Origin of the sequence: Actinophytocola algeriensis (assembly GCF_014203735.1) — a bacterium.
Lineage (GTDB): Bacteria > Actinomycetota > Actinomycetes > Mycobacteriales > Pseudonocardiaceae > Actinophytocola > Actinophytocola algeriensis.
Genome location: NZ_JACHJQ010000005.1, coordinates 485,301 through 510,034, shown reverse-complemented (window position 1 = coordinate 510,034; position 24,734 = coordinate 485,301). Strand labels below are relative to the sequence as shown.

The following is a 24,734-nucleotide window of genomic DNA, read 5'->3' as shown; positions in this document are numbered from 1 at the left end:
TCATCCTCGGGCGTGCTTGACCTCGTCGACGTAGGCGTTGGAGGCGGGCAGGTAGCTCAGCACCACGGCGAACACGGCGACCGCGCAGCTGACGTAGCTCAGCACGTCCGCCGTGCCGCCGACGAACAGGAAGCCGACCTGGACCAGGGTGAGCACCGTCAGCGCGACCCGCGCCCAGTTGCGGCCCGCCTTCAGCTTGAACGCCAGCCACAGGTAACCGAGGACGATCACCGCCGCGACCGCGATCCCGGCGCCCTGCGTGAGGGTCACCGCCGCGTCGACCTCCGAGTCGCTGAGGGAGGTGTCCCTCTTGCGCAGTTCTTCTTCGAGCTCCGGCCCGGACGTCGCGAGGAACACCGCGCCCGCGATCGTGGTCACGGTGGCCGCGAGGAAACCGAGGAACGACAGGATGATCGTGCCAGGCGGACTGGTCCGCCGCGTCGAGGTAGCCATGGACGAGAGCGTATGGCCGCACGGAACCGGCTGCGCGACAACGAGAACCGGCATCGGCCGAAAGTACTACCGCGTCGTGGACGCCGCGGCGGCGGTCCTGCTGGGATGGGCGGTGTCAGAATCCCTGCCACGAAAGGACTGCCGTGCGCAGACCGACCGCGGGCGTGGTGCTCACTGTCACCACGGCGCTCGTGTTCACCGGGACGACCGTGCCGGTGAACGCCACGATCGATCCGTTCTCCCGCTATGCCGAGCAGGAACTGACCTGGGGGCCGTGCGCGTTCACCCCGCAACCGGGCGCGCTGCCGGCGGAGTGCGCGCTGGTGACCGTGCCCCGGGACTGGGCCGCGCCCGACGCGGGCCGGGACCTGGTCGTCTCGGTCAGCCGGGTCGCCGCGTCCGGCGAGCACCTCGGCTCGCTGCTGATCAACCCTGGTGGTCCTGGCGGGCAGGGCACGTCCCTGCCCGGGGCGCTGGCCGCCGTCCAGCCCGCACTCCACGAGCGGTACGCGCTGATCGGCATGGACCCGCGCGGCACCGGCCAGGAAGGCGGCACCGCGCCCGAGACGTGCGAGGTGCCGGTCGACCGCCTCTCCCCACGCACCGACCTCGACGCGCGTGATCGATCTGCCGACAGCATCACCGAGCACCTCAGGCAGCCGCGAGCGGTCGCGGAGGCGTGCCAGAGCGAGGCACTCGCACCGTTCCTCACCACCTGGCAGACCGCGCACGACATGGAGCTGATCCGGATCCTGCTCGGCGAGTCCACATTGGACTACCTGGGTTACTCCTACGGCACCTGGCTGGGCGCGAAGTACGCATCGCTGTTCCCGGAGAGTGCGGGGAAGCTGGTGCTGGACTCCAGCACCGACTTCCAGGGCAGGCTGCAGGCCGCGTTCGAGGCCTGGCCGCCGATCAACCAGCGGCTGTTCGAGGAGACGTTCCTGCCGTGGATGACACGGCAGTTCCCCGCCGAGGTCAGCACCACCGTCGAGGAGGCCGCCGCGAACTGGGAACGCGGCCGCCGGTTCTTCGCCACCGCGGGTACGAGCCCGGACGACTACGACACGATCTTCACCGGCATGGGCTCGCCGCTGCGGTGGGCGCTGGGAGCGCTGGTGTTCCTGGTGGGTGTGGCAGGCGCGGACGGCGAGACGTCCGCGCAGGTACCGGCCGACCCGGACCTCGCCGCCCTGCTGGACGAGCGATCCCGCGCACGGTTCGGGGTGCCGCTGGCCGGGCTGACCCCGTCCGCGGCCGTACGGGCGCTCGCCGACGACCCGGCGGACTACCAGCTCGTCCCCGCGACCCGGTACGCCGTGGCGTGCGGCGACCAGCCGACCCGCTCGGTGGCCTGGTACCGGCGGCTGTCGGACCGGCAGGGGCCCGCGTACCCGATGTACGGCTGGCTGTACGGGTTGAGCGAACCGTGCGCGTTCTGGTCCGACAAGCCGCGCCAGGAGCTGCCCGAACTGCCGGCGGAGGTGACCGGCCGGGTACTGGTGGTGCAGGGCGAGCTCGACCCGCAGACCGGGTACGAGCAGGCCCGCGCGGCGGTGCGGGCCGCGCCCGGGGTGAGCATGGTGTCGGTGGACGACAGCCCCTTCCACGGCCAGTACGCCTTCGAGGGCAACCCGTGCGTGGACGGCATGGTGAACGTGTTCCTGCTGCGGAACTCCCGGCCGGGGAACGTGACCTGCCCGGGCGTCCCGCTGCCCAGCGAGACCGAGGTCCACCCGGTACCCGGCCCGGTCCGCGCAGCCGCAGCCACGGCGGTATCCGTCACGGCGCCACTGCCCGAGCTGCGCGCCGCGCTACAGGCGATGATCAGCGACGTCAACGCCTCCGGACGGCACCGGTGACGAGAAGGTCGACCATGTTTGGCGAGTCCGTCGAGCAGCATCGCGATCGAACCGGCGCCGAAACTCGACGTCGTCAGCCAGGTACGCACCGAGCACGTGGCGGAGGGGACCTCCTGGTCGTGGACAGGTGCAGGCCCATCTCACGTCGTCGTGGTCCGGAGGGGTCCCGCGGCCAGGCCAGTAGCTTGGCGCGGTCTACTCCGGAGGTGGTTGCGATGTCGCTACGCAGGTTCGTACTTGGCATGGTCGCGGCGGCGATCACCGGCACGTCGGCCGGGTGTGCGGGCGAAGGCCCCGTGCCGGCCGAGGACGCGGGCGAGTCCCCCCCCTTCGGCGGGTGTTTACGCGTACCTGACGGTCGAGTTCGGCGCCAGCGGTGGACACGGAGAGCGAAATGCTCGTCATGGACGGCACGGAGGAGATCGGCCGCAGCGGCCCCCTCCTCCTCGCCGACCGTCCGGTGTTCACCACCGACGGCCGGTACGCGTTCACCATCCCGTCTTTTCTCGACGAGATCATCGTGGTCTCCGTGGACAGCGGTGAGACCACGTCCGTGCCGTGCGAGGGGTGCGGCGACCGCCAGAGCGCCTGCCACTGCCAGATCGTCGTGCCCATCGGCGGCAGCCAGATCGCCTGGCTGGCAGGCCCCGACAACCACCTGGTGCGCACGGACCTCGCCGCTGAATCTCCGGCACCGCGGCGAACCGACATCACACTTCCCACCGAGGACGGCTTCCTGGACGAGAAGCTGGTGCCGAACCTGATCGCAGGCACTGACGGCGCCGCGCTCGCCTCGTATCCAGGCGTCCTGCCGGGCGACGACCTGCTGCCGCCGTACCTGGTCACGATCGACGGCAAGCCACGCAGGCTGGCCCCGGATCGACCCGACTCCATCGACGAGGCGGTCTTCAGCCCCGACGGCACTCAGGTGGCGCTGACCGGCAACCAGGAATCCACCTGCGCCACGGTGACCGTCACCGATGTCGCATCGGGCAAGGGCGAGACGGCCCCGGTCAACGCCGAGCCGGGCACCACCTGCGACGGCCACGACGTGTACATCGAAAGCCTCTGGTGGGACCGGGACGGCACCTTGAACACGACCTTCGAGGTCGACGACGCGAACACCACGGCCGAGAAGGGCCAGCGCCGGCTCGAAGGCGGCCGCTGGGTAGCGGCAGGCACCGGCCCGGCAGGCGAGGTACGGCAGCTGAGTGCCGGCACGGCGACGATCGAGGGTGATGCGCCCGGCACCCTCTACGTCGAGACCGACGGCGAACGCGCCGACATCGACACCCACGTCCGCTACGTGACCGCCGCGCCGTAGCGCGTGGCCCGGCACCGCTCGTCGACCGGGCGAAGTCGTGGCGGCCGAGCGCCGTGAGTGGGCGGCCGGCCCCTCCAGGGTGTCGGCGGTTTCGTACGTTCCCCGAGGTCCTGCTTCGTCGTCCTCGCCGAGGCGCGTGACACCAGCCGGTTCCGTTGAGCGCGACGGCTTCCCACACCGGTGTCCAGCCGCCGGAACAGATTCAGGGCGTGAGTCTCCGCAGTGGGCCAGGAGTTCCTCTTGAACAGGCTGTACGCATATTGATACGATGAAACGCGATGCGGCGCTTTGTATCATCACTAGGAGGGTCGGTTGCGGTCGTGGAAACCGGCACCCGCCGGGCCACGATGGAGGGCGTGGCCCGGCGGGTGGGGTCTCCAGGATCACGGCCTACCGCCGGTTCACCCCCCTTCATCCGAACGGCATCCAACGAGGTACGCCATGACTATCGAGGAAGACTGCGCGCGGGCCGTCGACGGCTTGACCATCCCGGTGCTCTTGCACCGCAACGCGACCGAGTTCGGCACACTGCCCGCGCTGACCACAGTGGACGGACCGGAGGCAGTCACCCTGACCTGGGCGCAGTTGCACGCCGAGGTCGCCGCGGTCACCTGCGGCCTCGACAAGCTCGGCCTGCGTCCCGGCGACCGGATGCTGATCATGATGTCGGCGCGGACGGAGCATTGGATCGTCGATCTGGCCGCGGTGCACCTCGGTGCCGTGCCATGCACCGCCTACCAGACGCTGAGTCCGGACCAGCTGCGTTACCTCGGCCGGCACAGCAAGGCTCCGGTGATCGTGCTGGAGGGTGCGGAGGAACTCGCCCGCTGGCGACCGATCCTGGATGATCTACCGGATCTCCGAACGGTGCTCGTGCTCGACGAGGACACGGTTCCCGACGGCGACTCCCGGTTCCACCGGCTGTCCGACGTCGTGGCGGCCGGACGAGCCGCGTACGAGACGAGCCGGCAGGCATTCACCGACCTGTGGCATGCGGTGTCCTCCGGGCAACCGGTCACCCTTCTCTACACCTCGGGCACGACCGGTGATCCGAAGGGCGTGCTTCTCAGCCACAGCAACGTGATCTACCAGGCGGCCGCACTCGAGGCGATGGTGCCGACCCCGGCACACGCGCCTTCCGTGTCGTACCTGCCGCTCGCGCACATCGCCGAGCGGGTGCTCGGCATCTACGTCCCGGTCTTCCGGGCCGGGCATGTGCACATCTGCGCCGATGCCAGCCGGCTCGTGGCTGCGCTGTGCCGGGTGCGGCCCGCGTCGTTCTTCGGGGTGCCACGGGTGTGGGAGAAAATGGTCGCGGCGCTGCAGGCGATCACCGCCCTCCTGCCCGACGACCAGCGTGTCGCGTTCGAGCGGGCGCACGCGCTCACCCTGGACGCCTATCGGTCGCGGGCTCGAGGTCTGCCGGTCGACGAGGGCCTGGCGGCCGAGGTGGCTGAACTGGACCAGTCGGTGCTACAGCCGGTCCGCGCGATGTTGGGGCTGGACGAGTTGATCTGGCCGGGGAGCGGCGCGGCTCCCATTCCCGTCGACACCTTGTACTACCTCGCGGGGGTGGGCATCGAGGTGCTCGAGGTGTGGGGCATGACCGAGACCACCGGCACGGCCACCATCAACACCCCGCGGCGGTTCCGGCCCGGCACGGTCGGCCTGCCGCACGTCGGCATGCGGGTGAAGCTGGCCGACGATGGCGAGATCCTCGTCGGCGGCCCCCTGGTGTGCCTCGGCTACCTCCAGCCGGACGGCACGGTGACTGACCAGGTCGACGTCGACGGCTTGCTCGCCACCGGCGACGTGGGCAGCCTCGACGCGGACGGGTTCCTCACCATCACCGACCGGAAGAAAGAACTGATCATCACCTCCAGCGGGAAGAACATTTCCCCGGCGAGGATCGAAGGCATGCTCCGCACGCATCCGCTCGTCGGCCACGCGGCCGCGATCGGCGACCGGCGCCCGTACGTCACCGCACTCATCGCCTTGGATGAGGAGGCTGCGCCGGCCTGGGCCCGTGCCCGCGGCATCAGCACCGACGACCTCGCCGCACTCGCCGGACACCCGGCGGTGCTGGCCGAACTGCACAAGGTGGTCACGGCCGCCAACGAGCGGCTCGCCAGGGCGGAACAGGTCAAGAAGTACCGCGTGCTCGGACAGCCGTGGACGCCCGAGAGCGGCGAACTGACCCCGACGCTCAAACTGCGCAGGCGAGTGATCGCCGAGCGATGCGCAGATCTGATCGACGACCTCTACCGCACCGAGGTAACCGCGAACAGCGTCTAGTCCCCCACCAACCTGACAGGAGAACCATGACGCTCACCTCCGAGCAGCAGGACTTCGCGGCGTCAGTGGCCGAGTTCTGCCGTCGCGAGTGCGGCACCCGTGAACAACGCGACGCCCTGACGGGCGGCGGCCGGGAGACGCACCACGACGGGCTTTACCGCACGATGGCTCAGCTGGGCTGGATCGGCGCCGGCCTGCCCACCGAGTTCGGCGGGGCCGACGGCGGCATGGTCGATATCTGTGTCTTCCTGGAGGAGACCGCGCGCGGCATGGCGCCGCTCGGCGGGTTCACCACATCGATCATCGTCGCCGAGGCCTACCGGCGGTTCGGCTCACCAGAACAGCGCAAACTCGTCCTCGGCGGCATCGCGGACGGCGAGGTCGCCGCGATCGCCATGTCCGAACCCGAGGCAGGCTCGGACGTGGCCGCGTTGTCCTGCCGGGCCGAGCGCCGCACTGATCAGCACGGCGACCACTGGGTGGTCAACGGCCAGAAGACGTGGTGCTCCAACGCACACATCGCGAACACCATCCTGCTCGTCGCCCGCACCTCATCCGGGAAGGACAAGCACGACGGTCTGACGATGTTCCAGGTGCCCGCCGACACGGACGGACTACGGATCAACGGTATCGACACCATGGGCGGCCGTGAGGTCAACGACCTGTACTTCACCGACTGCGTGCTCCCCGAGGACGCGGTGGTCGGGCAGGTCGGGGCAGGCTGGCGGCAGCTGATGGCCGGGTTGAACCTGGAGCGGCTGATCCTCGCCGCGGGCATGCTCGGTACCGCACAACGCGCGTTCGACGACACGCTCGCCTATATCCGCGAACGGCAGCAGTTCGGCCGGCCGATCGGCACGTTCCAGACCATCCGCCACCGCATCGCCGACCTGGCCACGGAGATCGAGTGCTGCCGGCTGCTGGTGTACCGGGTTGCGGAACTCGTCGACGAGGACCCGGACCGGCTGCGGCCCAGGGAAGCGTCGATGGCCAAGCTCAAGGTCACCGAGACGGCGAAACGCGTCGCACTGGAAGGCATGCAGATGATGGGTGGCTACGGCTACGCCACCGAGTACGACATGCAGCGGCACGTACGCAGCACACTCGTGTCCACCGTGTACGGCGGGACCAGTGAGATCCAGCGGGACATCATCGGCAAGACCTACGGCCTCTGAGACCGCCCACGACTCTCGGCGGCGAGGACACGCGCCCGCACCTCGCCGCCGAGTTCCGATCGAAGCACCATCAGCGTGCAGCCGGGGCTCACGGTCGCGTTGTCCGAGCTCCGACGGTCCTCAACGCGATGTCGACGTAGCGAGAGGCCACCTCGGTCAGCACGTTCTCCACCACCTTGCGGCGTACCGCCTGCGGGTGTGCGGGACAGGTATCGGAATTCCGCGCCGACCATCACCAGCAGGGTGCGGTAGGTGACATGCAGGACGATGGCTTCGATGATGTTCGCGAGCCGCGGATCGCGCCGGTCGGCAACCTCGTCGGCCCGAGAACCGGGCTGCTCGATGCGGCCGCCGAGCTACGCGAACTCGGCGCCGAGGTCGACCAGTCGTCCGGACACCCGTGAAGACCTACGACCTCACCTTCACCGTGAACCTCCGGGCACGGCCATCTCACCTGGCTACGTGGACACCGACATGACGGTCGAAGCGGAACTCCCTCACTCGCGCAGGCGAACGAATCTGGCGGCCCTGAGCTGCGAGCGCAACCGCGCCGGTTGAGCCAACCTGTGCCGGTGACCTGCCGGTGGTTCAGGAGCAGCAGGTCACCGGACTCATCGCATCGTCGTGGATCGTCGGCCGTCGCGCGTTGGCCGTAGATCTTGGCTCGGACGGTCCCGATCAGGACGGTCGGTTGGTATCGGGGATCTCGATGCTGATCGGACGTGCTTCGGACAGGAAAAGCAGCGCCGCCTTGCGGAGGAACTCGTCGAACAGCCAGTAGGCCTCCGGCGCCCCCGGGAAGGGCAGCAGACCTTCGCGGACGGCGATGAACGGGCCCCACGCTGTGCGCAGGAGCGGGTCCCAGATCAGCTCGCGGGGGATGTTCAGCCAGCCGGCGATCCGGTCGCCGAGCAGGAAACGAGTGAACGAACCGAGGATGGGCTTGCTGAGGATGCCGCCGTCGACCGGCGAGCCCAGGTTCAGCAGGATGTCGGCCAGCTTGATGCCCTCGGGCGTGGGCGCGAGGATCGGGTCCAATACCTGCTTGGCCTGGGAGTTCGCCTCCGCCCATGTCGCGGGGATGTACTCGTCCATGATGCCGAGCATGTGCGCGCCGAGCTGCCAGGAGTGCAGGAAGGCCTCGGACTCGGCGGCGGGGATCGGGACCTTCCACGCCACCAGCTTCTGCATGACGGTCGTGGGCAGGCTGTGCCACGTGACCATCATGTCCCGCTGACTGATCGGGATCTCCTCGTCGGCGACGCCCGACCAGTGCGGGGACTGCGGCAGCAGGTGCCGCACCGCGGCGTGCACCAGCCGGGTCTTCACACAGGTCACGATCATCTCGCCGTCGGGCGCGAAGGCGTTGCGGGTGCCGATGTCGTAGCCAAGCTTGGCGGTCTTGGAGATGCGGTCCTTCATGTCCGCACCGCCCTGGGAGTAGTAGACCGCGCGTGCCTCCTTGGGGATGACCGTGCTCATCATGCCGCTGGCCAGCCCGTACAACAGTCCGAGGTAGAGCCCGCGTTTCTCGTTGAACTCGAACGCGGTGGCGAGCTTGCCCTGGTCGGCCCACGACGGCAGCTGACGGGCGCCCTCCATGAAGTCCCGCAGGTCCGCGGGCAGCCCGGCGGGCAGCGGCTGACCGTTCTTCGTCCAGGTCCGCAACAGCTCGTTGACCCTCGGCACATCACCCCGGTCGAGCAACGAGGCCACCAGCGGGTCGGCCTCGGGATCCCACACCCACCGCGGGTCGGTGCCCGCCCCGGCACCGGCCACCGAACCGCTCGCCGCCCACGTCCAGGGCACCGCCTGCGCGGGCGTCGCGAGGCTCAGCGCACCCAGTGCGCCCAACGCCCCGCCCACCTTCAACACATTGCGCCTGCTGTGCTTGTCCATGCCGTCGCTCCTCTACTTTGAGTCAGCTCAAGGCCACACATGCTGATACGATGAAACAGAATGAGGTTCTACGTATCATCAATGAGACCACGGCGAGTAGGTCTTCACAAGACCCATGGTGACGACGAAACATTGACGGTCAGGGCAGAATGAGGAACAGGAGGTGATCATGGAACCGGCGTTGTCGGCCCTCATGTCACCCGGCTCGGAGTCGGTGCTGGAACAGGCGTACACCGACGCGATCGAACGGGTAGACGACACCGACGAGCCGCGTGCGCGGATTCTCGACGCGGCGTACGCCCAGTTCTGCCGGATGGGCATCCAGCGGTCCACCATGGAGGACGTGGCCCGGCGTGCCGGAGTCTCCCGGATCACCGTCTACCGGCGATTCGCCAGCAAGGACGTACTCGTCGAGCACGTGGTGCGCCGGGAGTTCCGCCGGTACTTCGACCAGTTCCTCGTCGAGATCGAACAGGCTGAGACAGTCGCCGACCGCGTGGTGCTCGGCTTCGTGAGCTCGTTGCGGGCCATCCGGGGCAACCCGCTGATCGGCGGCCTGATCGACATCGAGCCGGACCTGCTCGTGGCCTCGATGATCGGCGACGGTGGGCAGACCCTCGCCACCGTGCGGCAGTTCGTCGCCGGCCAGCTCCGCAGGGAGCAACACGCCGGTACCGTGTCACCCGACCTGGACATCGACCTCGCGGCCGAACTGATGGTCCGGGTCTCCGCCTCCTTCCTCGTGATCCCCAGCCACGTCGTCGACATCGACGACGACGAGCACCTCGCCAACGTGGCGAGGCGGTTCCTTGTGCCCATGCTGGAACCCGGCGGCTGACGCCTCCTCACATGTTCCGAGCACCCGCCTTGATCGCCTCGCGGATGCGGAAGTAGGTGCCGCAGCGGCAGATGTTGCGCAGGCCGTCGAGGTCGGCGTCTGTGATGGCGCGACCTTCCGCCGCGATACGGCGAACGAGCGCCACGGCGGCCATGATCTGGCCGGGCTGGCAGTAGCCGCACTGGGCCACGTCGTGGTCGAGCCACGCCTGCTGCATGGGGTGCAGCTCTTGGCCGACCGTGGCCGGAAGCCCTTCGATGGTGGTGACCTCGTCGGTCGGCTCGAGATCACTCACCGGTATGGCGCAGGGGTTGACGGCCGTGCTGTTGAGATGGCTGGTGCAGGCCTTGCAGACGTTGATGCCGCAGCCGTACTTCGGTCCGGTGATGCCGAGGATGTCGCGCAGCACCCACAACAGGCGCACGTCGTCGGCGACGTCGACGGTGACCTGCTCACCGTTGACGCGGAACGTGTGCTCGGGCACGGGATCTCCTTTCAGCGGGCGTGTTCCAGGCCGTCGGTCGGTGACGGGGGGATGGGCGGGACGGTCGGTTTGGGGGTGAAGGAGAGCGTGCCATGGTTGATCGGGAAGCTGGTGGGCATCGTTCCGGTCGCACGGCCATAGGCGCAGGCGACCGCGGCCATCGACGCGGCGACACCGAGTTCCCCTGCCCCGCCCGGGTTCTCCGAGGTGCTGGGCATGACGATGATCTGGAGGTCGGGTGGCGTGTTCCACTGCCGGGTGTAGAAGTAGTTGTCCCAGCTCGCTTCCAGGAAGTAGCCGTCGCGCAGGTGCAGGCTGGAGGTCAGCGCCAGCGCGATGCCGTCGGAGATACAGCCCATCATCTGCGCTTCGAGCCCGCGCGGGTTGACCGCGAGGCCGACGTCCACGGCGAACACGACCTTGGTGACACGCGGTCCCGTCACGCCGTCGCGGATGGGACGGTTGACAGTCTCCGGCCGGCAGTCGATCTCGATCAACGCGGCGCTGACGGCCTTGTACTCGGCGTGGAACGCGATGCCCTGCGCGGTGCCCGCTGGCATCGCCCTCCCCCACTGGCCGACCTCCGCGACCTTGTCCAGTACCGCACGGGAGCGTTCGTCGCGGAGGAAGTCGCGCCGGAACCGGTAGGGGTTCTTGCCCATTCTCGCGGCGAGCTGGTCGACGATCAGCTCGCGGGCGCAGGTGACGTCGGGTGAGTACACATTGCGCATGCTGCCGGTGTTGAAGCCCTTGTCGGTCTCGGACAGCAGCCGGGTGCTGATGCCGAAGTTGTAGGACATCGTCTGACTGAGCTGGAAGAACGTTTCGGAGAACCCGATGTCGCCCACCGGCAGCTGCGCGGCCGTCGCGGTGATGATCTCGCCGAGCCCGTGGCCGAGGTCGGTGGCGACGCTGGTGTGCCGCTGGTGGTAGCCGAGCACGGTGTCGCCGAGGTAGGAGGCCCGTACCCGTGAGGTGGCCATGGGGTGCGTGCGGCCCTGGCGGGAGTCGTCGGCGCGGTGCCACATCAGCTTGACCGGCCTACCGACCTTCTGGGACACCTCCGCGGCTTCGAGTGCGGCGTCGAAGAACAGCTTGCGCCCGAAGGACCCTCCCCCTTCGACGACGTGCACGGTGACACGGGATGGCGGGAGACCGAGCTTCGCAGCGAGCGTCTGCTTGGCGACGATCGGCGACTTCAGCGACGACCAGATCTCGGCGCGGTCGGCACGGACGTCGGCGACCGCACAGTTCGGTTCCAGCGCGCTGTTGCCGCGGAAGAAGAACGTGAACTTGGCTTCCACGGTGGGCATTGGTGACGGGAGCCCGAGCGGCAGCTCGGCACGCTCGAGCTCCCGGAGCACGATGTCGTCGGATTTCCCTTCCGCGGTACCGGGTTTCCAGGTAACTCGCAGTGCGCGGACGCCGTCGACACACTGGCCGAAGGTCTCGGCGCGCACCGCCACCCCGGTGGAGATCACGACGACGTCGGTGACGCCCGGCATCGCGCGGACCTCACCGAGGTTCGCGACCGACCGGACAGTGCCGTTGATGGTCGGTGCGCGGCACACCATCGTCGGTTTCGCGTCCGGGACGTCGAGGTCCATCGCGAACTTCTTGCGCCCGGTCACCGCGGCCAGCGCGTCGATCCGGTTGTGCGGCTTGCCGATCACGGTGAAGTTCGCGCGTGCTGTCAGCTCCACCGGCACCTGTTGGTTCCGCGTGCTCGCCGCCTTTTCGGCCAAGGCCCCGATGTCGACGCTCCGCCCGGAACGGTCGGTGATCACCCCGGTGTCGAGGGTCAGGTCAGTGACAGCCGACCCCAGTTCGGTCGCGGCGGCGTCCAGCAACCGCCGCCGCGCGATGGCCGCGGCGACCCGGATCGGGGTGTAGGTCGCGAAGGTCGTGTTCGACCCACCGGTGAGCTGGTTGAACACCAGTTCAAGCCGGGCGTCGGCCAGCGTGACCCGCACCCGGTCCAGCGGCACGGACAGCTCCTCGGCGATCAGCATGGCCGTCGAGGTGGTGATGCCCTGCCCCACCTCGGCCCTGGGCAGCGCGAACGACACGGTGCCGTCCTGGTTGACCTCGACCGAGATCAGCCCCGAGGTCGGCAGCGCCGCCAGGGTCATCATGTCGTTGAGGTCGATCACGTCGGTGATGTCCGGCGACGGCAACTGAGCACCGGACGCCGGCGCCGGCGCCGACGCGGCCACGGGCGCCAGGCCGAACTCCGCGGCGGTCACCAGGGTCGGCGCGGCCAGCACGTATCCGAGGAATCGCCGCCGACCGACGCGTTCCCCGTTCGTTCCTGTCATCGGCCCGGCTCAGTTCGGTCGGTTGCCGGTGGGGATCACGATCTTCGTCTCCTGCCCCTTGGTCAGGAAGAACAGGATGTACTGGCGCAATGCCTCGTCGACGGTCCACGCGATCTCGGGCACCAGGGGCAGCGGGATGAGCCCTTCCCGGAACCTCACCAGGATCGGCCACACGGTCCTGATCGTCCCCTCCCAGAACGGCTCGCGGGGGATCTGGTCCCATTCGGCGACCTGTTCATCGACCAGGAACCGGGCGAGCGCGTTGACCAGCGGCCTGCTGATGCCGCCCGGGCTGGTCTGCTCCGCGAGTTGCCCGAGCAGGATGTCGGTCAGCTCGACACCTTCCGGTGTCGGCCCCATGTTCGGCGGCAGCACCTGGTCGGACTGGGCGTTGGCCGCGGCCCACGTGGCGGGGATGTACTCGTCCCGAACGCCCAGCATGTGCGCGGTCACCTGCCACACGTGCAGGTACGCGTCACGGTCGGCGGCGCTCATCGGGACCTTCCACTCGAGCATCTTGCGCATGGCGTAGGTCGGCAGGGTGTGCCAGGTGACCAGGATGTCCTCCTGGCTGATCGGGATGTCACCCGACCAGTGCGGCGACTGCGGCAGCAGGTGCCGCACCGCCGCGTGCACCAGCCGCGTCTTCACGGAGTTGACCATGCAGGTGCCGTCGGGCCGGTAGGCGTTCAACGCGCCGACAGCGAACCCCAGGATGCTCGTCTTGGCGACGCGGTCCTCCATGTCCGCCCCACCGGCCGAGTAGTAGACCGAGCGTGCCTCCTTGGGAATGGCGGTGCTCAGCATGCCGCCGCCCACACCGTTGAGGAGGTTGAGGTACAACCCCCTGCTCTTGTTGAACTCCGCGGCGGTCTCCAGCTTGCGCCGATCCGCCCACGACGGCAGCTGACGGTTCCGCTCGATGAAGTCCCGCAGATCCGCGGGCAATCCATCAGGCAGGGGCTGATCGTTGCGGTTCCAGTCCCACAGCAGGCGGTTGACCTCGGGCACCTGACCGCGTTCGAACAGCGCCGCGACAACGGGGTCGGCCTCTTCGTCCCACACCCATCGGGGATCGGCACCCACGCCAGTGCCCGCCATCGAACCACTGGGCGCCCAAGCCCAAGGCGCGGTGCGCGCCTGCGCCGGGACCGCCATGCCCATCACGCCGAGCGCGCCAAGAGCACCGCCCGACAACAACATCTTGCGCCTGCTCAGCTCCGCCATCGCCTGACTCCTCCTTGAGCCCCCAACACGGTGATACCCTGATACTTAACACGTTGCCGCGTATCATCACAAGGGCGGTGTCGCGCACTTGGCGAACAACCTGCATATCGCCCACGGGCCCCGGCCGACGTAATTCCAGGACCGCGAAGCTCTGGCCGGAGGCATCGTCGTCCCCGCACGCGCGGGGCTGGTCCGCTCGACGCCTGGCTTGCCCTGACACCGAGACGCACGGAAAGACCGCGCAGATCGCCGTCGGTGCGGGCACCGCACCCGGCGGAGATGCCCCAAGGGCCGCTGGTCGGCCCGTCTTAACGGATCAGGCGGTCGAATTGGTCGACGTTCTCGACGATGAGCTCCCGGGCGGGCAACGCCCTTTCCTCAGCACTCCTTGTGCTCGGGTCGCTGTTCCGGCGGCCTGACGGCGAGCCGACCTGCACGGGGTTCGAGATCGGCTGCAGGTCGGCTCGCGGGTTGGTCAGATCGCGCGGAAGCCCCGGGGTGGTGTTCTGTGTAGACAGCGGGCTGCCGCGTATTTCGCGCAGGAGAACGTTCTCCCCAAAGTGGTTACACGCTGGACGTGAGCTGGCCGACGACGGTTGAGACAACGCGAGCAGAAGCCGGGCTTTCTGTCGCCACTATCTGCTGACCAGCGCCGCGTTCGGGCGCGGTTCGTGACGTCACTGGCCGCCAGTTGCCGCTCGCGTACGGCACCACAGCAGCTCCGCGGCCGCACCGAGGTCGCCCACCACGATGGCGTCCTGTCCGAACTCCGCGCCGAGGGTCGCGGCGGTCGACCGGTCGAGTCCCACTGCGAGCACACTGTCCTCCGGCAGCCAGTCCGGGTCGACACCGATACCGAGCCCCGGCACAACCGGTACACCCGAACCGTGCAGGCGGCGCCGGAGTGCGAGGTGGCGCTGTTGGTTCTCCGCCGCGGGCAGGATGCGCCCGCCAGGGCTGCAGGCGGTGAGGAACGCCCAGCAGGAGACGCTTTCGCGGCGCAGTAGCGCATCCAGGTCCGGACAACTCTGTCCGACATGGATGTCGATCGGACCGGCTGTCGTCAGCGCACGGAAGGTGGTGTTCCGGTAGGCGTCGGCGAGCTGACCGTCGATCTCGGTTGGCTGCCGGCCAGTGCGCAGTGCGTGGTGGGTGTCCGGACGCCAGCCGGTCAGCGGCCATGCTCGCACGTGACCGCTCCCGGGGTCGTGGGTCAGCCGTACGCCGCTGACGTCGGCAGGCAGCAGGCCGGCCTTCTGTTCGGCGAACGGGCGCCGCGGCACCGGCACCCAGCCGGGCTCGTCCTTGCCGACCAGCGCTCCGGAGGGGCCGCGCAGGTGCGCACCGAAGTAGGCCCAGCAGGTCTGACCGCGGGTCTCCGCGGTCAGCGCGGGCCGGGCCAGCGGGGAGAACATGCCGTGGTGCGCGAGCCAGGCCTTCTCTTCGCCGACCGGGCCGAACTGGTGCCCCTCCTTGGCGTGCCCGAACACGTCGTGCACCACTCGGAACAGGTCGTTGGCGAGCAGTTCGACACCGCCGATCACGATGCCGGTCGGGTTGAGCATCGGGTGGTCGACGTGCCCGGTACCCGCCTCGCCCCATCTGGCGTGCGTAGTCAGGAAGTACAGGTGCCTGCGCTGCCGGACGTCCTCGATCATCCGGCGGCTGTCGCGGTAGGGCTCGCCGGAGTGCGGCCACGGCTCGACCCGCAGTCCCAACTCGGCGACGGCGAACTCGTACTGCTCGGTGATCTCCCGGATGTACTGCTGGTACGACGCACGCACCAGCGGGTTGCCCGGTTCGTGTCGCATGGCGGCGAACAGGTCGGCGACGAGCATGCCGGAGCTCTCGGTCATCGGCCTGAACTCAGGCGACTCGCCGACGGTGAACGGCGCGGTGGTGACGTAGTGGGACGCGCAGTGCCGAAGGCCGTCGTCCCATCGGCGGCTCGGCGGCGCCGGACGGTTCGTGTCGCGAGCTGGGTTGGCACCGTCTTCGAGCCGCTCCCCGAACACGCGTTGCCACGCGTCGACGATCTCGTCTGCGAGGAACGCCGGGAACGGTGTGACGCCGGGCCCCGGCTGCGCACAGGCCAGCAGGTCGATGCCCAGATTGTGGGCGTGGAAGACCGGGTCCAGGTAGCGCATCGTATGGGGATCGCTGTGCGCGAAGTTGACCGGGCGCTTGCCGTACAGGACGTCACCGGTCGTGAACGCTTCGCCGAACTCGTCCTCGCCGCCCATGTTCGCGAGGTGCGCGCCGCGGAACGGGCCGGCGTCGTAACCTGACGATACGATCCCTGGCACGCCGGTCGCGGTGACCACCGCGAACGCCTGTCTGGCCCAGGCTTCCACGCGATCGGCCTCGGTGGCGTGCATCGCGTCGCAACCGGCCAGCCTCGCCGCGTCGACCGCACCGGGATCGGTGTCGACGACGCCGATGCGATCGGTGTGCGGGGCAAGAGCACGCACCACACCTTTTCCTACCTTGCCGTAACCGAAGACCAGGAACGGCTTGCCGTCGATCGGCTCGTCCACGAGACGTCGGAAGGCGTGTACGAACGCGCGTCCTGTGCCGAGCAACGACTCGAGGTTCTTCACCCGGCTCTCGTCGACCGCGATGACCGGGTAGGCGGGGTTGGCGGCGCGGTAGCGCAGGGTTCCGGTTCTGGTCAGCTCACAGGTGCCCAGCCGTGGTGTCACGAGTGGCTGGAGTTCACCGCCGCAGTCCAGTACGACGTCGAACTCCTCGGAGAAGCGGTACTCCATGCGGAACTCGACACCAGCGGCCGCCAGAGCTGCGACCGACCGCGGGTCGGCTTCCGTGAAGCTCGGGGAAGTGACCACGAGGTCGGCCCCGCCCGCTACGAGCACCTCGATCTTGCACATCGTCTCGGCGGTGAGCGGTACGTTGTGCAACACCGCCAACCCGGCGTACGGCCGGGTGCGCAGCGCACGACGCCGCGCCCGTCGCAGGAACGGCATGTCGCCAGCGGCGAAGCGCGCCAGTATCTCCGGAAACAAATCCTCGTCGCGCACATTCGGCGCCGCCGGAGTTGCCATGCGGCGACGGTAAGCCAAGCCGGTCACCACGTGACCAGGCCGAGGTAACACCACGCTCGCTCAAGCCAGCCACAGTCGACGACACGCGGCGGCCGCTTCGCCCTCGGCCAATGCACCACCCACCGGACCTCGATAGGGTCCAGACGTGACCGCCCCCGAACTCCGCCGATATCCCTCGGTCGCCGCCTACAACGCCGCGTACCCAGCCTGCGCGATGCCGACCGAACTTGCGGCGCGGCATCAGTTGCGGGGTTACCACGTCGCCATGCGAGGCCTGGTCGACGACCTGATGAACACCCGGCGCGATGATCGTCGACTTCCTGCCCGGTGGACCACCGAAGCCGGGCACTCCGGACCGGGTCGGCACGGTCGTGGCAAGTCCATGGCGGGAGGGACCGGTTCTCGTACTGGCACAAGGAGTGTCATTGTGGGCAGCGTGGCGGACCGTCGTGAAGCGCTGGCCCACACACCTCTCCGAAGTACGCGACCTGCTCAACCGAGACGACGCGCATCCGCCGCCTTGAGTTCGTGGGCGAAGTGTACTGGGAAGCCAGGGTGAGAGTGTTCAGACGCCCGGGACGGTCAAACGCGTCTCGTCCGCGGTGATCACCGCCTGGACCCGGTCACGCAGGCCGAGTTTGCTGAGCACGTTGCTGACGTACGTTGTCACCGTGTGATCGCTGACCACCATCTCCTGCGCGATCTCCGCGTTGGACAGCCCGCGGGCGATCAGCGCCAGGGGTTTTCCCGTTCCCGCGCGGTGAGCACGGCGAGCCGTTTCGCGTCCGGTGCGGCGGGAGACACTCGCTCCCGTCCGCAGCGCCTGGTGGACGTAGTCGTCGAGATCGATCGTGGTCAGCATCAGCACCTTGCACCCGGTATTCGCGCAGATGATCTTCGCCGCCTCGATCCCGTCCAGGTTCGGCATCCGGATGTCCAGCAGCACCACGATCCGCACGGTCACAGCACTCCTCCGGTCGTGAACGGCAGCGTGACGAAGACCCGGAACCCGGCACATCCTCGCGCGGCCCGATGTCCGCGGTGCCGCCGCAGGTGGCCACCCGTTCCCGGATGCCGATTAGCCCGTTGCCACCGGGCAGCGGGGACCGCACGGAACCAGCGCCGCCGTCACCGTCGTCGGTGATCTCGATGGCCTGGCTCCTCACCTGCAGTCCATGACCGCGGGTACGTCGCCGTCGTGGGTTGCCTCGACCATCACGCCGAGCCGTGTCTCGCCCGCGTCCCGGAACGTGAAGGTCACCGGGATGCTGGTGCCCGCACGCACCTTCTGGTTGAGGTCGACCAACTCGAGCCGGTAGTCGGCGCCGGGCACGGTGCCGTTCCGCAGCACCGGTATCTGCCCGACCTCTTCGAGCCGGCCATCGCATTCGCGGTCCCACCGCATGACGACGTCCGTGGCATGGCTGGAACGTACGGCGACGAGCGCATCGTCGTTCGCCGCGTGGTTGACGAGGGTCAGCCGGACGGAGGCGTTGTCGCCGTGCTCGTAGCCGTCCCCGCCGGGCGCGGCCACGTAGACGTTGCGCAGCAACATCGGCCCGGCCGATCCGTTACTGCCCATCGTGTCCGCGCCGTGCTGCCAGCCCTCGCCACATCCCGCGGCGGACATGAGCACAAGGGCGGCTCCCAGCACCGTATTTCTCGGAGTCATCACATGCTCCTCTCAGCTGTGGGTGGGTGATGGGGAGAGTGGAGAGGGGCTCGTTGCCCGGTCACCCGTTCCGTTCTCCGACGGTGACGGTGAGCTTCTGCCGCTCGCCATCCCGCACCACCGTCACCGCGACCCGCTCGCCCGGGTCCACCTCTCGCAACCCGGCCAGCACGTCCTCGACCGCGGCGACGTCCCGGTCGGCGAACCCGACGATGACGTCGCCCGGCGCTGGGTGGGATGTAGGCCTCGTTGATCCCGACGACCTGGCCCCGCGCGTCCAGGAGCGCGCCACCCGAGTTGCCGGGCGAGATCGCGGCGTCGGTCTGGATCAGGTCCACCAGCGACTGCGTCCGTGCCGCGGAACCGGGGATCTCCCGGTGCAGACCCGAGATGATGCCGGCGGTGACCGAGTTCTCGAAACCCAGCGGGCTGCCGATGGCGACCGCGACCTCGCCACGACGAGCACCGCGACCGTCACTCGCTGCCCGGCACGCGACCGGCGAACAAGGACCCGCCGACCATCGACGGACGCGGGTAACCGCGGACGAACAAGCATGGGGAAGCCGATCACTCCGAGCCGGGGGGACGCAGCGACCCTAACCGCACCTGATAATCATTATCAAGTGACGTTGGTCATCGTCGCCCGCCACACCCAGCGGCAGGGGAAGGGTGCCCAACAGGTCCCACCGGACGAGGCCGGTGATGAACGTGCCCGCGATGACCAGGTTGGCGATGACGACGCGACGGGCGCGCCGCGACAGGGCGATCACGTTCGGGATGGTGGTCAGGTCGTCGTCCTGGCCGGCGGATTCGGGTATCACCGGGCCAGTTCGCCACGGTCGTGCTGCTGGCCCTGGCGGCGAACACCTCCTTCGGCGGCCGCGCGGTCCTCGCCCGGCTGCCGGCGCAGGGGCAACAGCCTGCCCCCAGTGCCGGCGCTCCGCCTACTGGCGGGCATGAAACCCGACGCATCCCCCGCTGCCGACGGGCGCGCGGCAGCAGCGGTGAACCGTCGCACGTTCGACCGCGGCCGCCCCTGATCGGCCGTTCGGTCACCGTCACCTGCTGGTTTGGATACCGGCGACGAAGGTGCGGAAGTCGTCGACCACGGTGGCGACCTGGGCGGGTGTGCAGGTGAGCGTGAACTCGAGTACCGCGTGGACGGCGGGTTCGTCGACGTCCCGTACGGAGAGGTAGACCTGGTTCTGGACCAGGCGCAGTGTCCGCTCGTTCGCGGTGGTGGTGACGTCCAGGAGCTGGGTCATCGCCGGTGCCGCGGCCGAGCCGGCATGGGCACGTTCGCGCAGCGACACCGAGTCCATCGCGTCGGTCAGCCGGCGCACCGACTCGTCGCCGATGGCGTCGAGTGAGAGGTTGGGTTCGCGGATCTGGCCTGCGACGGTGATGTTCGCGGTGAACCCGTGGTCGACCGAGCCGCGGTGCAGGGCCACGAATGCCGCGCCCGGCGCCCCCACCTCGTCCGGCGGAGCCGCTTGCCAGCCGTCCGGCAGCCGGAACTCGATCCGGACGGGAAGCTGTGTTGCCACCTGATCTCCCAGTCAGTCGAACAGTGAGCCGATCGTGTTGGCCACGTCGGTCGCCGTCTTGGTCAGCTCGGCGGGATCGAGGACGATCTCACCACCCAGTTTGGCACCAACCCCCAGCCCCACGCCCGCCTCGCCGCCGAGACGGAACTTCCCGGCCTCGTCCATGCCGAAGGTCACGTTGGCCTCCGCGCCGATGCCCGCCCAGGCCTCGCCCTTGAGCCCGGCGCCGACACCGCCGACGTCGGCGCTGACCGAGCCCTCGACCCGGGCGCCGGCAAAGGCGTCGACCCCGGCTGTGACCCCGGTCGGGCCGGCGGAGAGGTTGGCGCCTGCCTCCGCACCGACGAACGCCTCGGCCTTGCCGTTGAGTTCGGCCGGGCCGGAGACCAGGCTGCCCTGGGCCTGCGCGGTCGCTCCCACCGAGGCGGCGGCCGATCCCTTGACACCGTCCAGCCCCGCCGAGAGCGACGCGTTGGCCTTGGCGCCGGCCTTCGCTTCCGCCGACCCGGCCATCGTCACATCGCCGACCTGGGTGGCACCTTCCACCTTCGGGCCGACCATGAACTTGTCCCCGGTGCCGACGGACCCGATCTTGACGCTCACCGGCGGTGCCTGGCGGTACTTCTCCCCGCGGAGCTTGGCGGCCTCCTGGGCGTTCTTCTTGTCGGCGGCGAAGTCGAAGCCCTTCTTGGTGTAGGTGTCGAGGACGTCGTTGCGGAAGGTGGACCAGTCCCACTTGTCCATGTTCTTCCAGCGCTCGCTGCCGTTCTTGGCCATGTCCAGGTAGCTCGACGAGATCTTCGTCCTGCCTTCGCGGCCCGCGTTCAGGTCGAACTTCTTGGACGCCGTGATGGTGCCGTTGCCCGCCTTCGAAACATAGGTGGCCGGCCCGGACAGCCACGCAGGCGCGTTCACGCCGTGGCTGCCCTGCCCGGCGATGGCCGAGGCGTTGGCCGCTCCGGCGCTCTTGAGCTGTTCTCTGGCCCGGTCCAGGGTCTCCTGCGCCTGCTGGCGGAGCGCCTGGCCGGGATCGATCGCCGCAACCGGCTCCGGGGTGAGCTTGGCGGCGTTCGCCGCGGTCGCGTCGAGGGTGGCCTGCCTGCCCTGTTCGTAGAGCTCGATCGCCTCCTGTGCCTGCCCCTGGGCCCAGGCGACGGTGTCCGCGTGGGCGGACAGGGTGCTCGCCACCGACGTCATGGCGTCGCTGCCCAGCTGCCACGACGGCTTCTCGGCGGCGTAGGCCTCCCAGAACATGTCGCTGGCGTTGCCGGTCCAGTTGTCCATCCGGACGGCGCCCAGTGCCGCGCCGACATCGGCGAACGTGCCGGCCAGAGTGGTGAGCTTGTCGGCGATGGCATGGAGCGCCGCCGCGTCCCCGGGCACCAGTTCCTTGGGATCGGTGGTGGTACCGAGCTCAGCCATGGCGTGCGGCCTTCAGTTCGGCCCTGGCACCCTCGTCGTGGGCGACGTAGGCAGCGGCGGCGTGCTCCAGGCCGGTGGCGGTCGACCGGGACCGGCGTCGCAAGATGTCCACGGCCAGGTGCCAGGCGGCGCCGAACTCGGTCAACGCGTCGGTGACCGCGTCGTCGCCGGCTGCCTTACCGCCCTCCACGTCCGCCTTCAGGTTCATGGCGTCGGAGGGGGCCACCGAGCTCCTGATCATGCCGGCCGCATGGGTCAGCTCAGCCGGATCAACGTGAAAATCGCTCATGCCGCATATCACCCCGGACTTCGTGAGTGTTACATCGAGATGTTGGATGTACCACTGCGGCGAATGGTTCCAACCTCCCGAAATTCGGTGAGATCTCCAAGAACATCGAGCCCTGACAAGGAGCCCGGTCCACGTCGGCGGGACAGCCGTCGGCGTTCCGCACCAACCCCGGCGACAGCGAGGACGGCGGCGTTCCCGCGGATCTACCATCCGGCGCATGATGACTCGTCGGATGATGGTCGTTGTCGCGGCGGCACTCGCGGTCGCCGCAGCTGGGGTGGGTGGCGCGAGCGCCGAGGAAAGCAGGCCGACCGCGCCGCTGCTGTATTTCAACCACGCGTACGGGGCATCTCGACCGAGCGGGCCGGTGACCTGGCGTCGGTCACCGGCCGGCTGGTGGCCGAGGGTGTCACCGAGCCGATCGAGTTCCGCCAGACCCGCGACTTCGGTGACGGTGTACCGGTGCCGTGGTTCGACGCGATCCTCACCACCGTCGAGTACGACTCGTTCGGCGCGTGGGCGATGGAGTGGCGGCCGGAGTACTTCGCCGACCCGCGCGGCAACACCGAACCGCCGAGCCGCCCGGGCGACGTCGGCCGGGAGCGCTACCTGTCCGACGCCTACCAGGACCACCTGATGCGTGACGTGACCACGATCCGGCTCGCGGTCACCCAACGAGACCTGGACAGCACGGTGCCGCTGCTGCGGGCCGGCGGGTTCCAGGTCCGCTCCGCGCCGGGCGGAATCACCGCCCGCAGCGGCAAGACCACGATCCGGTTCGACGTCGTTCCCGTCCACCAGGTGGGGCTGCGCCAGGTCGACTTCTCGCTCAACCGGTCCGTCGGCTACCGCCACACGGAGCGGATCGGCCGGTCGACGCTGGTGGTCGGCCCCGGCGACCACGCCGTGTGGACCTTCCCCCGAACCGAGAGCTGACCGGCCACCGGCGCCACCCGGCGACGTGCGGGTTCACCGCTGCGCTCAACGCGTTGAGCATGACCTGCGTGGTCGCACTGATCCGCGATGAGCACAGCCTCCGCACATCGGGGTCAGGGGATGACTGTGTCGTCTGTACGGTCCCACAGGTGGACACTGATCCGAGTCGTGAGGCCGCTGTCGCCGAGGTGGCGGATGTCCTGGCCGGCAAGGCGATCGCCGGATGGGCGCGGCTGGTCTGGCGGGCGACCCTGTACGCCGGCGGGTTCCAGGAACGTCTCTCCGTGTTCGACTCGGCCGGGGTCGAGGCGGACGCGGTCGCGACCGCGTTCGCGATGGGGCTGGTGTCGGATCGGCACGCACGGGAGGCCGCCACGCGGCTCGGGATCGCGTTGCGGGCGGCCGACGGCGCGGTGTGGCACGCGGTCGAGCTGACCGTCGAGCCGGGGCGGGTCGAGGCGGTCGTGAACACGGTGCTCACGCAGTCGACCGGCCACCTCCCGCCCACCTACCGCGTGGTGGTCGACGCCGCGCGGCGCACACAACCGGAGCACGGCCCCGATACCGGGAATCCCAAGGCCGCCAGCGGAGATCCGCGCCGGGTGGTCGAGCTTGCCCAGGAGTACTGCGAGTCCTACGCCCGGCTCATGGGACAGCCCCTGGAGCTGCAGCCGCCGGCCACCGAGGCGGAGATCGCCGCCGCGGAGGCGGAGCTGGGGGTCACGTTTCCTGCCGACCTGCGCGCGCTCTACGGCCTGCTCGACGGGGAGTACAACAACTACGGCCTGTTCGGCGGGCCGACCTTCCTCGCGTTGGTGGACGTCGTCGACCAATGGAAGTACTTCTCGGCGCCCGACGAGGACCCGCCGTCGTCCCACGACGACCACGTCGGGATCGAGGGCCACCCGCCCGGCACCGTCCGCCCGGTGACCTGGCACCCGCGCTGGATCCCCTTCGGCAACGGCAACGACGGCAACTTCTTCGCCGTCGACCTGGCTCCTGGCCCGAACGGCACCGTCGGGCAGGTGATCGAGTTCGGCGTCGACTACGACGACGAGCCCGTCACGTTCGTGGCGGACAGCGTGACCGACCTGATGGCCGACCTGCTCGCGCGGATGGCGGCGGGCAAGCTCGACGTCGAGCCGGGCGAGCACTTCTGGGTGTTCCCCACCAACACTCAGATCGAGACCCCCGACTACAGCCACCGCGTGACGCAGGAGTCCCTGCCCCACTGGCTCGCGACACTGTCCGCTCCGGACGCGGTGCAGGAACTGTTCATCAGCGACGGGGACACGGTCGACCTGTCACCACTCGCCGCCCTACCGCGGCTGCGCATCCTGCACCTGCGGGACGTCGCGGCTGTCACCGGCAGCCGCGGCCTGTCGGCGTGCCCACTGGAGCAGCTGACCATCATCGCCCGGCAAGCAGACCTGACCGACCTGAACGGTCACCCGGCACTGCGCTTCCTGACCGTGCGCGGCGTGACCGAACCGGCGCTGCGGCTGCCCGCCACGCTCCCCCGCATCGAGTCGCTCGACGTCTCCGCGAGCCGGGTGGCCGACCTCGGCGTGCTCACCGGCTACCCGACCCTGCGCAACCTCACCCTCTCGGGACCGCAGTGGACACACCTCGGTGACGCGCGGCCGCCCGGGCTGGCCACCGCCGCCCTGACCGGCACCTCGTCCCTGCACGACGCGGCGAGCTGGGCACGGCAGGTCGCGCCCGCGACCACCGGCACCCACTGGGAACACAGCGCCGCCCTCGAGCCACGCTGAGCCCTGTGCTCGGTGATCGCGGTCGCCGTGGCCTGTCGACGTAGGGCGAGCGATCGGATTTCACCGACGGCGGTTGCTGTCGGGCTGGCGGATACTGGACATGGCGACAACGCGCCATCACATAGCCGTTCCCCTGACCCCGCAGCGTCCAGTAAG

21 protein-coding genes and 1 pseudogene are annotated in these 24,734 nt (G+C 69.2%); 8 read left to right on the top strand and 14 right to left on the bottom strand.

The window, feature by feature from the left end:
* Positions 1 to 453 carry a hypothetical protein gene (locus FHR82_RS24895; protein WP_184812919.1) on the bottom strand — a complete coding sequence of 151 codons (453 nt, stop codon included), beginning with the start codon at positions 451 to 453 and terminating at the stop codon, positions 1 to 3.
* 143 nt (positions 454 to 596) lie between these two features.
* Here FHR82_RS24895 and FHR82_RS24890 point away from each other — a divergent pair, with 143 nt between their 5' ends.
* From FHR82_RS24890 to FHR82_RS24870, 5 genes are all read left to right on the top strand, one after another.
* Entirely contained in the window at positions 597 to 2,315 is a 1,719-nt protein-coding gene (locus FHR82_RS24890) for an alpha/beta hydrolase (protein ID WP_311771258.1), read from the top strand.
* Between the two features lie 394 nt (positions 2,316 to 2,709).
* Entirely contained in the window at positions 2,710 to 3,639 is a 930-nt protein-coding gene (locus FHR82_RS24885; protein WP_184812918.1) for a hypothetical protein, read from the top strand.
* Between the two features lie 441 nt (positions 3,640 to 4,080).
* A complete protein-coding gene (locus FHR82_RS24880; RefSeq protein WP_184812917.1) occupies positions 4,081 to 5,934 on the top strand; it encodes an AMP-dependent synthetase/ligase in 1,854 nt (617 codons plus the stop codon).
* Between the two features lie 26 nt (positions 5,935 to 5,960).
* Positions 5,961 to 7,109 (top strand): acyl-CoA dehydrogenase family protein, encoded by a 1,149-nt coding sequence (locus FHR82_RS24875; RefSeq protein ID WP_184812916.1) that lies wholly within the window; start codon positions 5,961 to 5,963, stop codon positions 7,107 to 7,109.
* Between the two features lie 257 nt (positions 7,110 to 7,366).
* A complete protein-coding gene (locus FHR82_RS24870; RefSeq protein ID WP_184812915.1) occupies positions 7,367 to 7,513 on the top strand; it encodes a hypothetical protein in 147 nt (48 codons plus the stop codon).
* 274 nt (positions 7,514 to 7,787) lie between these two features.
* On the opposite strand, the gene FHR82_RS24865 is transcribed toward FHR82_RS24870, so the two are convergent.
* Positions 7,788 to 9,008 (bottom strand): oxygenase MpaB family protein, encoded by a 1,221-nt coding sequence (locus FHR82_RS24865; protein ID WP_184812914.1) that lies wholly within the window; start codon positions 9,006 to 9,008, stop codon positions 7,788 to 7,790.
* Between the two features lie 169 nt (positions 9,009 to 9,177).
* Here FHR82_RS24865 and FHR82_RS24860 point away from each other — a divergent pair, with 169 nt between their 5' ends.
* On the top strand, positions 9,178 to 9,846 hold the full coding sequence (locus tag FHR82_RS24860) for a TetR/AcrR family transcriptional regulator (protein ID WP_184812913.1): 669 nt from the start codon (positions 9,178 to 9,180) through the stop codon (positions 9,844 to 9,846).
* A gap of 7 nt (positions 9,847 to 9,853) precedes the next feature.
* Here the strand turns inward: FHR82_RS24860 and FHR82_RS24855 are convergent, their stop codons facing one another.
* The 12 genes and pseudogenes from FHR82_RS24855 to FHR82_RS24805 form a co-directional block, all read right to left on the bottom strand.
* Positions 9,854 to 10,330 carry a (2Fe-2S)-binding protein gene (locus FHR82_RS24855; protein WP_184812912.1) on the bottom strand — a complete coding sequence of 159 codons (477 nt, stop codon included), beginning with the start codon at positions 10,328 to 10,330 and terminating at the stop codon, positions 9,854 to 9,856.
* 11 nt (positions 10,331 to 10,341) lie between these two features.
* A complete protein-coding gene (locus tag FHR82_RS24850) occupies positions 10,342 to 12,648 on the bottom strand; it encodes a molybdopterin cofactor-binding domain-containing protein (RefSeq protein WP_184812911.1) in 2,307 nt (768 codons plus the stop codon).
* A 9-nt stretch (positions 12,649 to 12,657) separates the two neighbouring features.
* Positions 12,658 to 13,875, bottom strand: a complete 1,218-nt coding sequence (locus tag FHR82_RS24845) for an oxygenase MpaB family protein (RefSeq protein WP_184812910.1) — start codon at positions 13,873 to 13,875, stop codon at positions 12,658 to 12,660.
* 677 nt (positions 13,876 to 14,552) lie between these two features.
* Complete coding sequence (locus tag FHR82_RS24840; protein WP_184812909.1) at positions 14,553 to 16,937, bottom strand: DUF3293 domain-containing protein; 2,385 nt, start codon at positions 16,935 to 16,937, stop codon at positions 14,553 to 14,555.
* A gap of 565 nt (positions 16,938 to 17,502) precedes the next feature.
* Positions 17,503 to 17,901 (bottom strand): response regulator transcription factor, encoded by a 399-nt coding sequence (locus FHR82_RS24835; protein WP_311771257.1) that lies wholly within the window; start codon positions 17,899 to 17,901, stop codon positions 17,503 to 17,505.
* Positions 17,902 to 18,099: 198 nt separating this feature from the next.
* Positions 18,100 to 18,609 carry a copper chaperone PCu(A)C gene (locus FHR82_RS24830; protein ID WP_184812907.1) on the bottom strand — a complete coding sequence of 170 codons (510 nt, stop codon included), beginning with the start codon at positions 18,607 to 18,609 and terminating at the stop codon, positions 18,100 to 18,102.
* 61 nt (positions 18,610 to 18,670) lie between these two features.
* Positions 18,671 to 18,901 carry a PDZ domain-containing protein gene (locus FHR82_RS47610; protein ID WP_311771256.1) on the bottom strand — a complete coding sequence of 77 codons (231 nt, stop codon included), beginning with the start codon at positions 18,899 to 18,901 and terminating at the stop codon, positions 18,671 to 18,673.
* Positions 18,902 to 18,908: 7 nt separating this feature from the next.
* A pseudogene (locus FHR82_RS47605) lies at positions 18,909 to 19,052 on the bottom strand (signal protein PDZ); the annotation flags it as partial.
* 153 nt (positions 19,053 to 19,205) lie between these two features.
* Entirely contained in the window at positions 19,206 to 19,379 is a 174-nt protein-coding gene (locus tag FHR82_RS24820; protein ID WP_376706441.1) for a hypothetical protein, read from the bottom strand.
* A gap of 288 nt (positions 19,380 to 19,667) precedes the next feature.
* On the bottom strand, positions 19,668 to 20,156 hold the full coding sequence (locus FHR82_RS24815; RefSeq protein WP_184812906.1) for a hypothetical protein: 489 nt from the start codon (positions 20,154 to 20,156) through the stop codon (positions 19,668 to 19,670).
* Positions 20,157 to 20,168: 12 nt separating this feature from the next.
* Positions 20,169 to 21,578 (bottom strand): putative T7SS-secreted protein, encoded by a 1,410-nt coding sequence (locus tag FHR82_RS24810; protein ID WP_184812905.1) that lies wholly within the window; start codon positions 21,576 to 21,578, stop codon positions 20,169 to 20,171.
* On the bottom strand, positions 21,571 to 21,804 hold the full coding sequence (locus FHR82_RS24805) for a hypothetical protein (RefSeq protein WP_184812904.1): 234 nt from the start codon (positions 21,802 to 21,804) through the stop codon (positions 21,571 to 21,573). Before FHR82_RS24805 ends, FHR82_RS24810 begins: the two co-directional genes overlap by 8 nt.
* Positions 21,805 to 21,828: 24 nt before the next feature.
* On the opposite strand from FHR82_RS24805, the gene FHR82_RS24800 reads away from it, so the two are divergent.
* Both FHR82_RS24800 and FHR82_RS24795 read left to right on the top strand, forming a co-directional pair.
* On the top strand, positions 21,829 to 22,803 hold the full coding sequence (locus FHR82_RS24800; RefSeq protein WP_311771255.1) for a DUF5829 family protein: 975 nt from the start codon (positions 21,829 to 21,831) through the stop codon (positions 22,801 to 22,803).
* A 149-nt stretch (positions 22,804 to 22,952) separates the two neighbouring features.
* Complete coding sequence (locus tag FHR82_RS24795; RefSeq protein ID WP_184812903.1) at positions 22,953 to 24,578, top strand: SMI1/KNR4 family protein; 1,626 nt, start codon at positions 22,953 to 22,955, stop codon at positions 24,576 to 24,578.
* Positions 24,579 to 24,734: the final 156 nt, after the last annotated feature.

What these genes read in the sequence shown, in the direction of transcription:
- FHR82_RS24870 (WP_184812915.1), top strand. Translation starts at nt 7,367, where the DNA reads ATGCAGGACGATGGCTTCGATGATGTTCGCGAGCCGCGGATCGCGCCG.
- FHR82_RS24865 (WP_184812914.1), bottom strand. Translation starts at nt 9,008, where the DNA reads ATGGACAAGCACAGCAGGCGCAATGTGTTGAAGGTGGGCGGGGCGTTG.
- FHR82_RS24895 (WP_184812919.1), bottom strand. Translation starts at nt 453, where the DNA reads ATGGCTACCTCGACGCGGCGGACCAGTCCGCCTGGCACGATCATCCTG.
- FHR82_RS24845 (WP_184812910.1), bottom strand. Translation starts at nt 13,875, where the DNA reads ATGGCGGAGCTGAGCAGGCGCAAGATGTTGTTGTCGGGCGGTGCTCTT.
- FHR82_RS24850 (WP_184812911.1), bottom strand. Translation starts at nt 12,648, where the DNA reads ATGACAGGAACGAACGGGGAACGCGTCGGTCGGCGGCGATTCCTCGGA.
- FHR82_RS24885 (WP_184812918.1), top strand. Translation starts at nt 2,710, where the DNA reads ATGCTCGTCATGGACGGCACGGAGGAGATCGGCCGCAGCGGCCCCCTC.
- FHR82_RS24875 (WP_184812916.1), top strand. Translation starts at nt 5,961, where the DNA reads ATGACGCTCACCTCCGAGCAGCAGGACTTCGCGGCGTCAGTGGCCGAG.
- FHR82_RS24880 (WP_184812917.1), top strand. Translation starts at nt 4,081, where the DNA reads ATGACTATCGAGGAAGACTGCGCGCGGGCCGTCGACGGCTTGACCATC.
- FHR82_RS24830 (WP_184812907.1), bottom strand. Translation starts at nt 18,609, where the DNA reads ATGACTCCGAGAAATACGGTGCTGGGAGCCGCCCTTGTGCTCATGTCC.
- FHR82_RS24800 (WP_311771255.1), top strand. Translation starts at nt 21,829, where the DNA reads ATGGGTCAGCTCAGCCGGATCAACGTGAAAATCGCTCATGCCGCATAT.
- FHR82_RS24860 (WP_184812913.1), top strand. Translation starts at nt 9,178, where the DNA reads ATGGAACCGGCGTTGTCGGCCCTCATGTCACCCGGCTCGGAGTCGGTG.
- FHR82_RS24840 (WP_184812909.1), bottom strand. Translation starts at nt 16,937, where the DNA reads ATGGCAACTCCGGCGGCGCCGAATGTGCGCGACGAGGATTTGTTTCCG.
- FHR82_RS24810 (WP_184812905.1), bottom strand. Translation starts at nt 21,578, where the DNA reads ATGGCTGAGCTCGGTACCACCACCGATCCCAAGGAACTGGTGCCCGGG.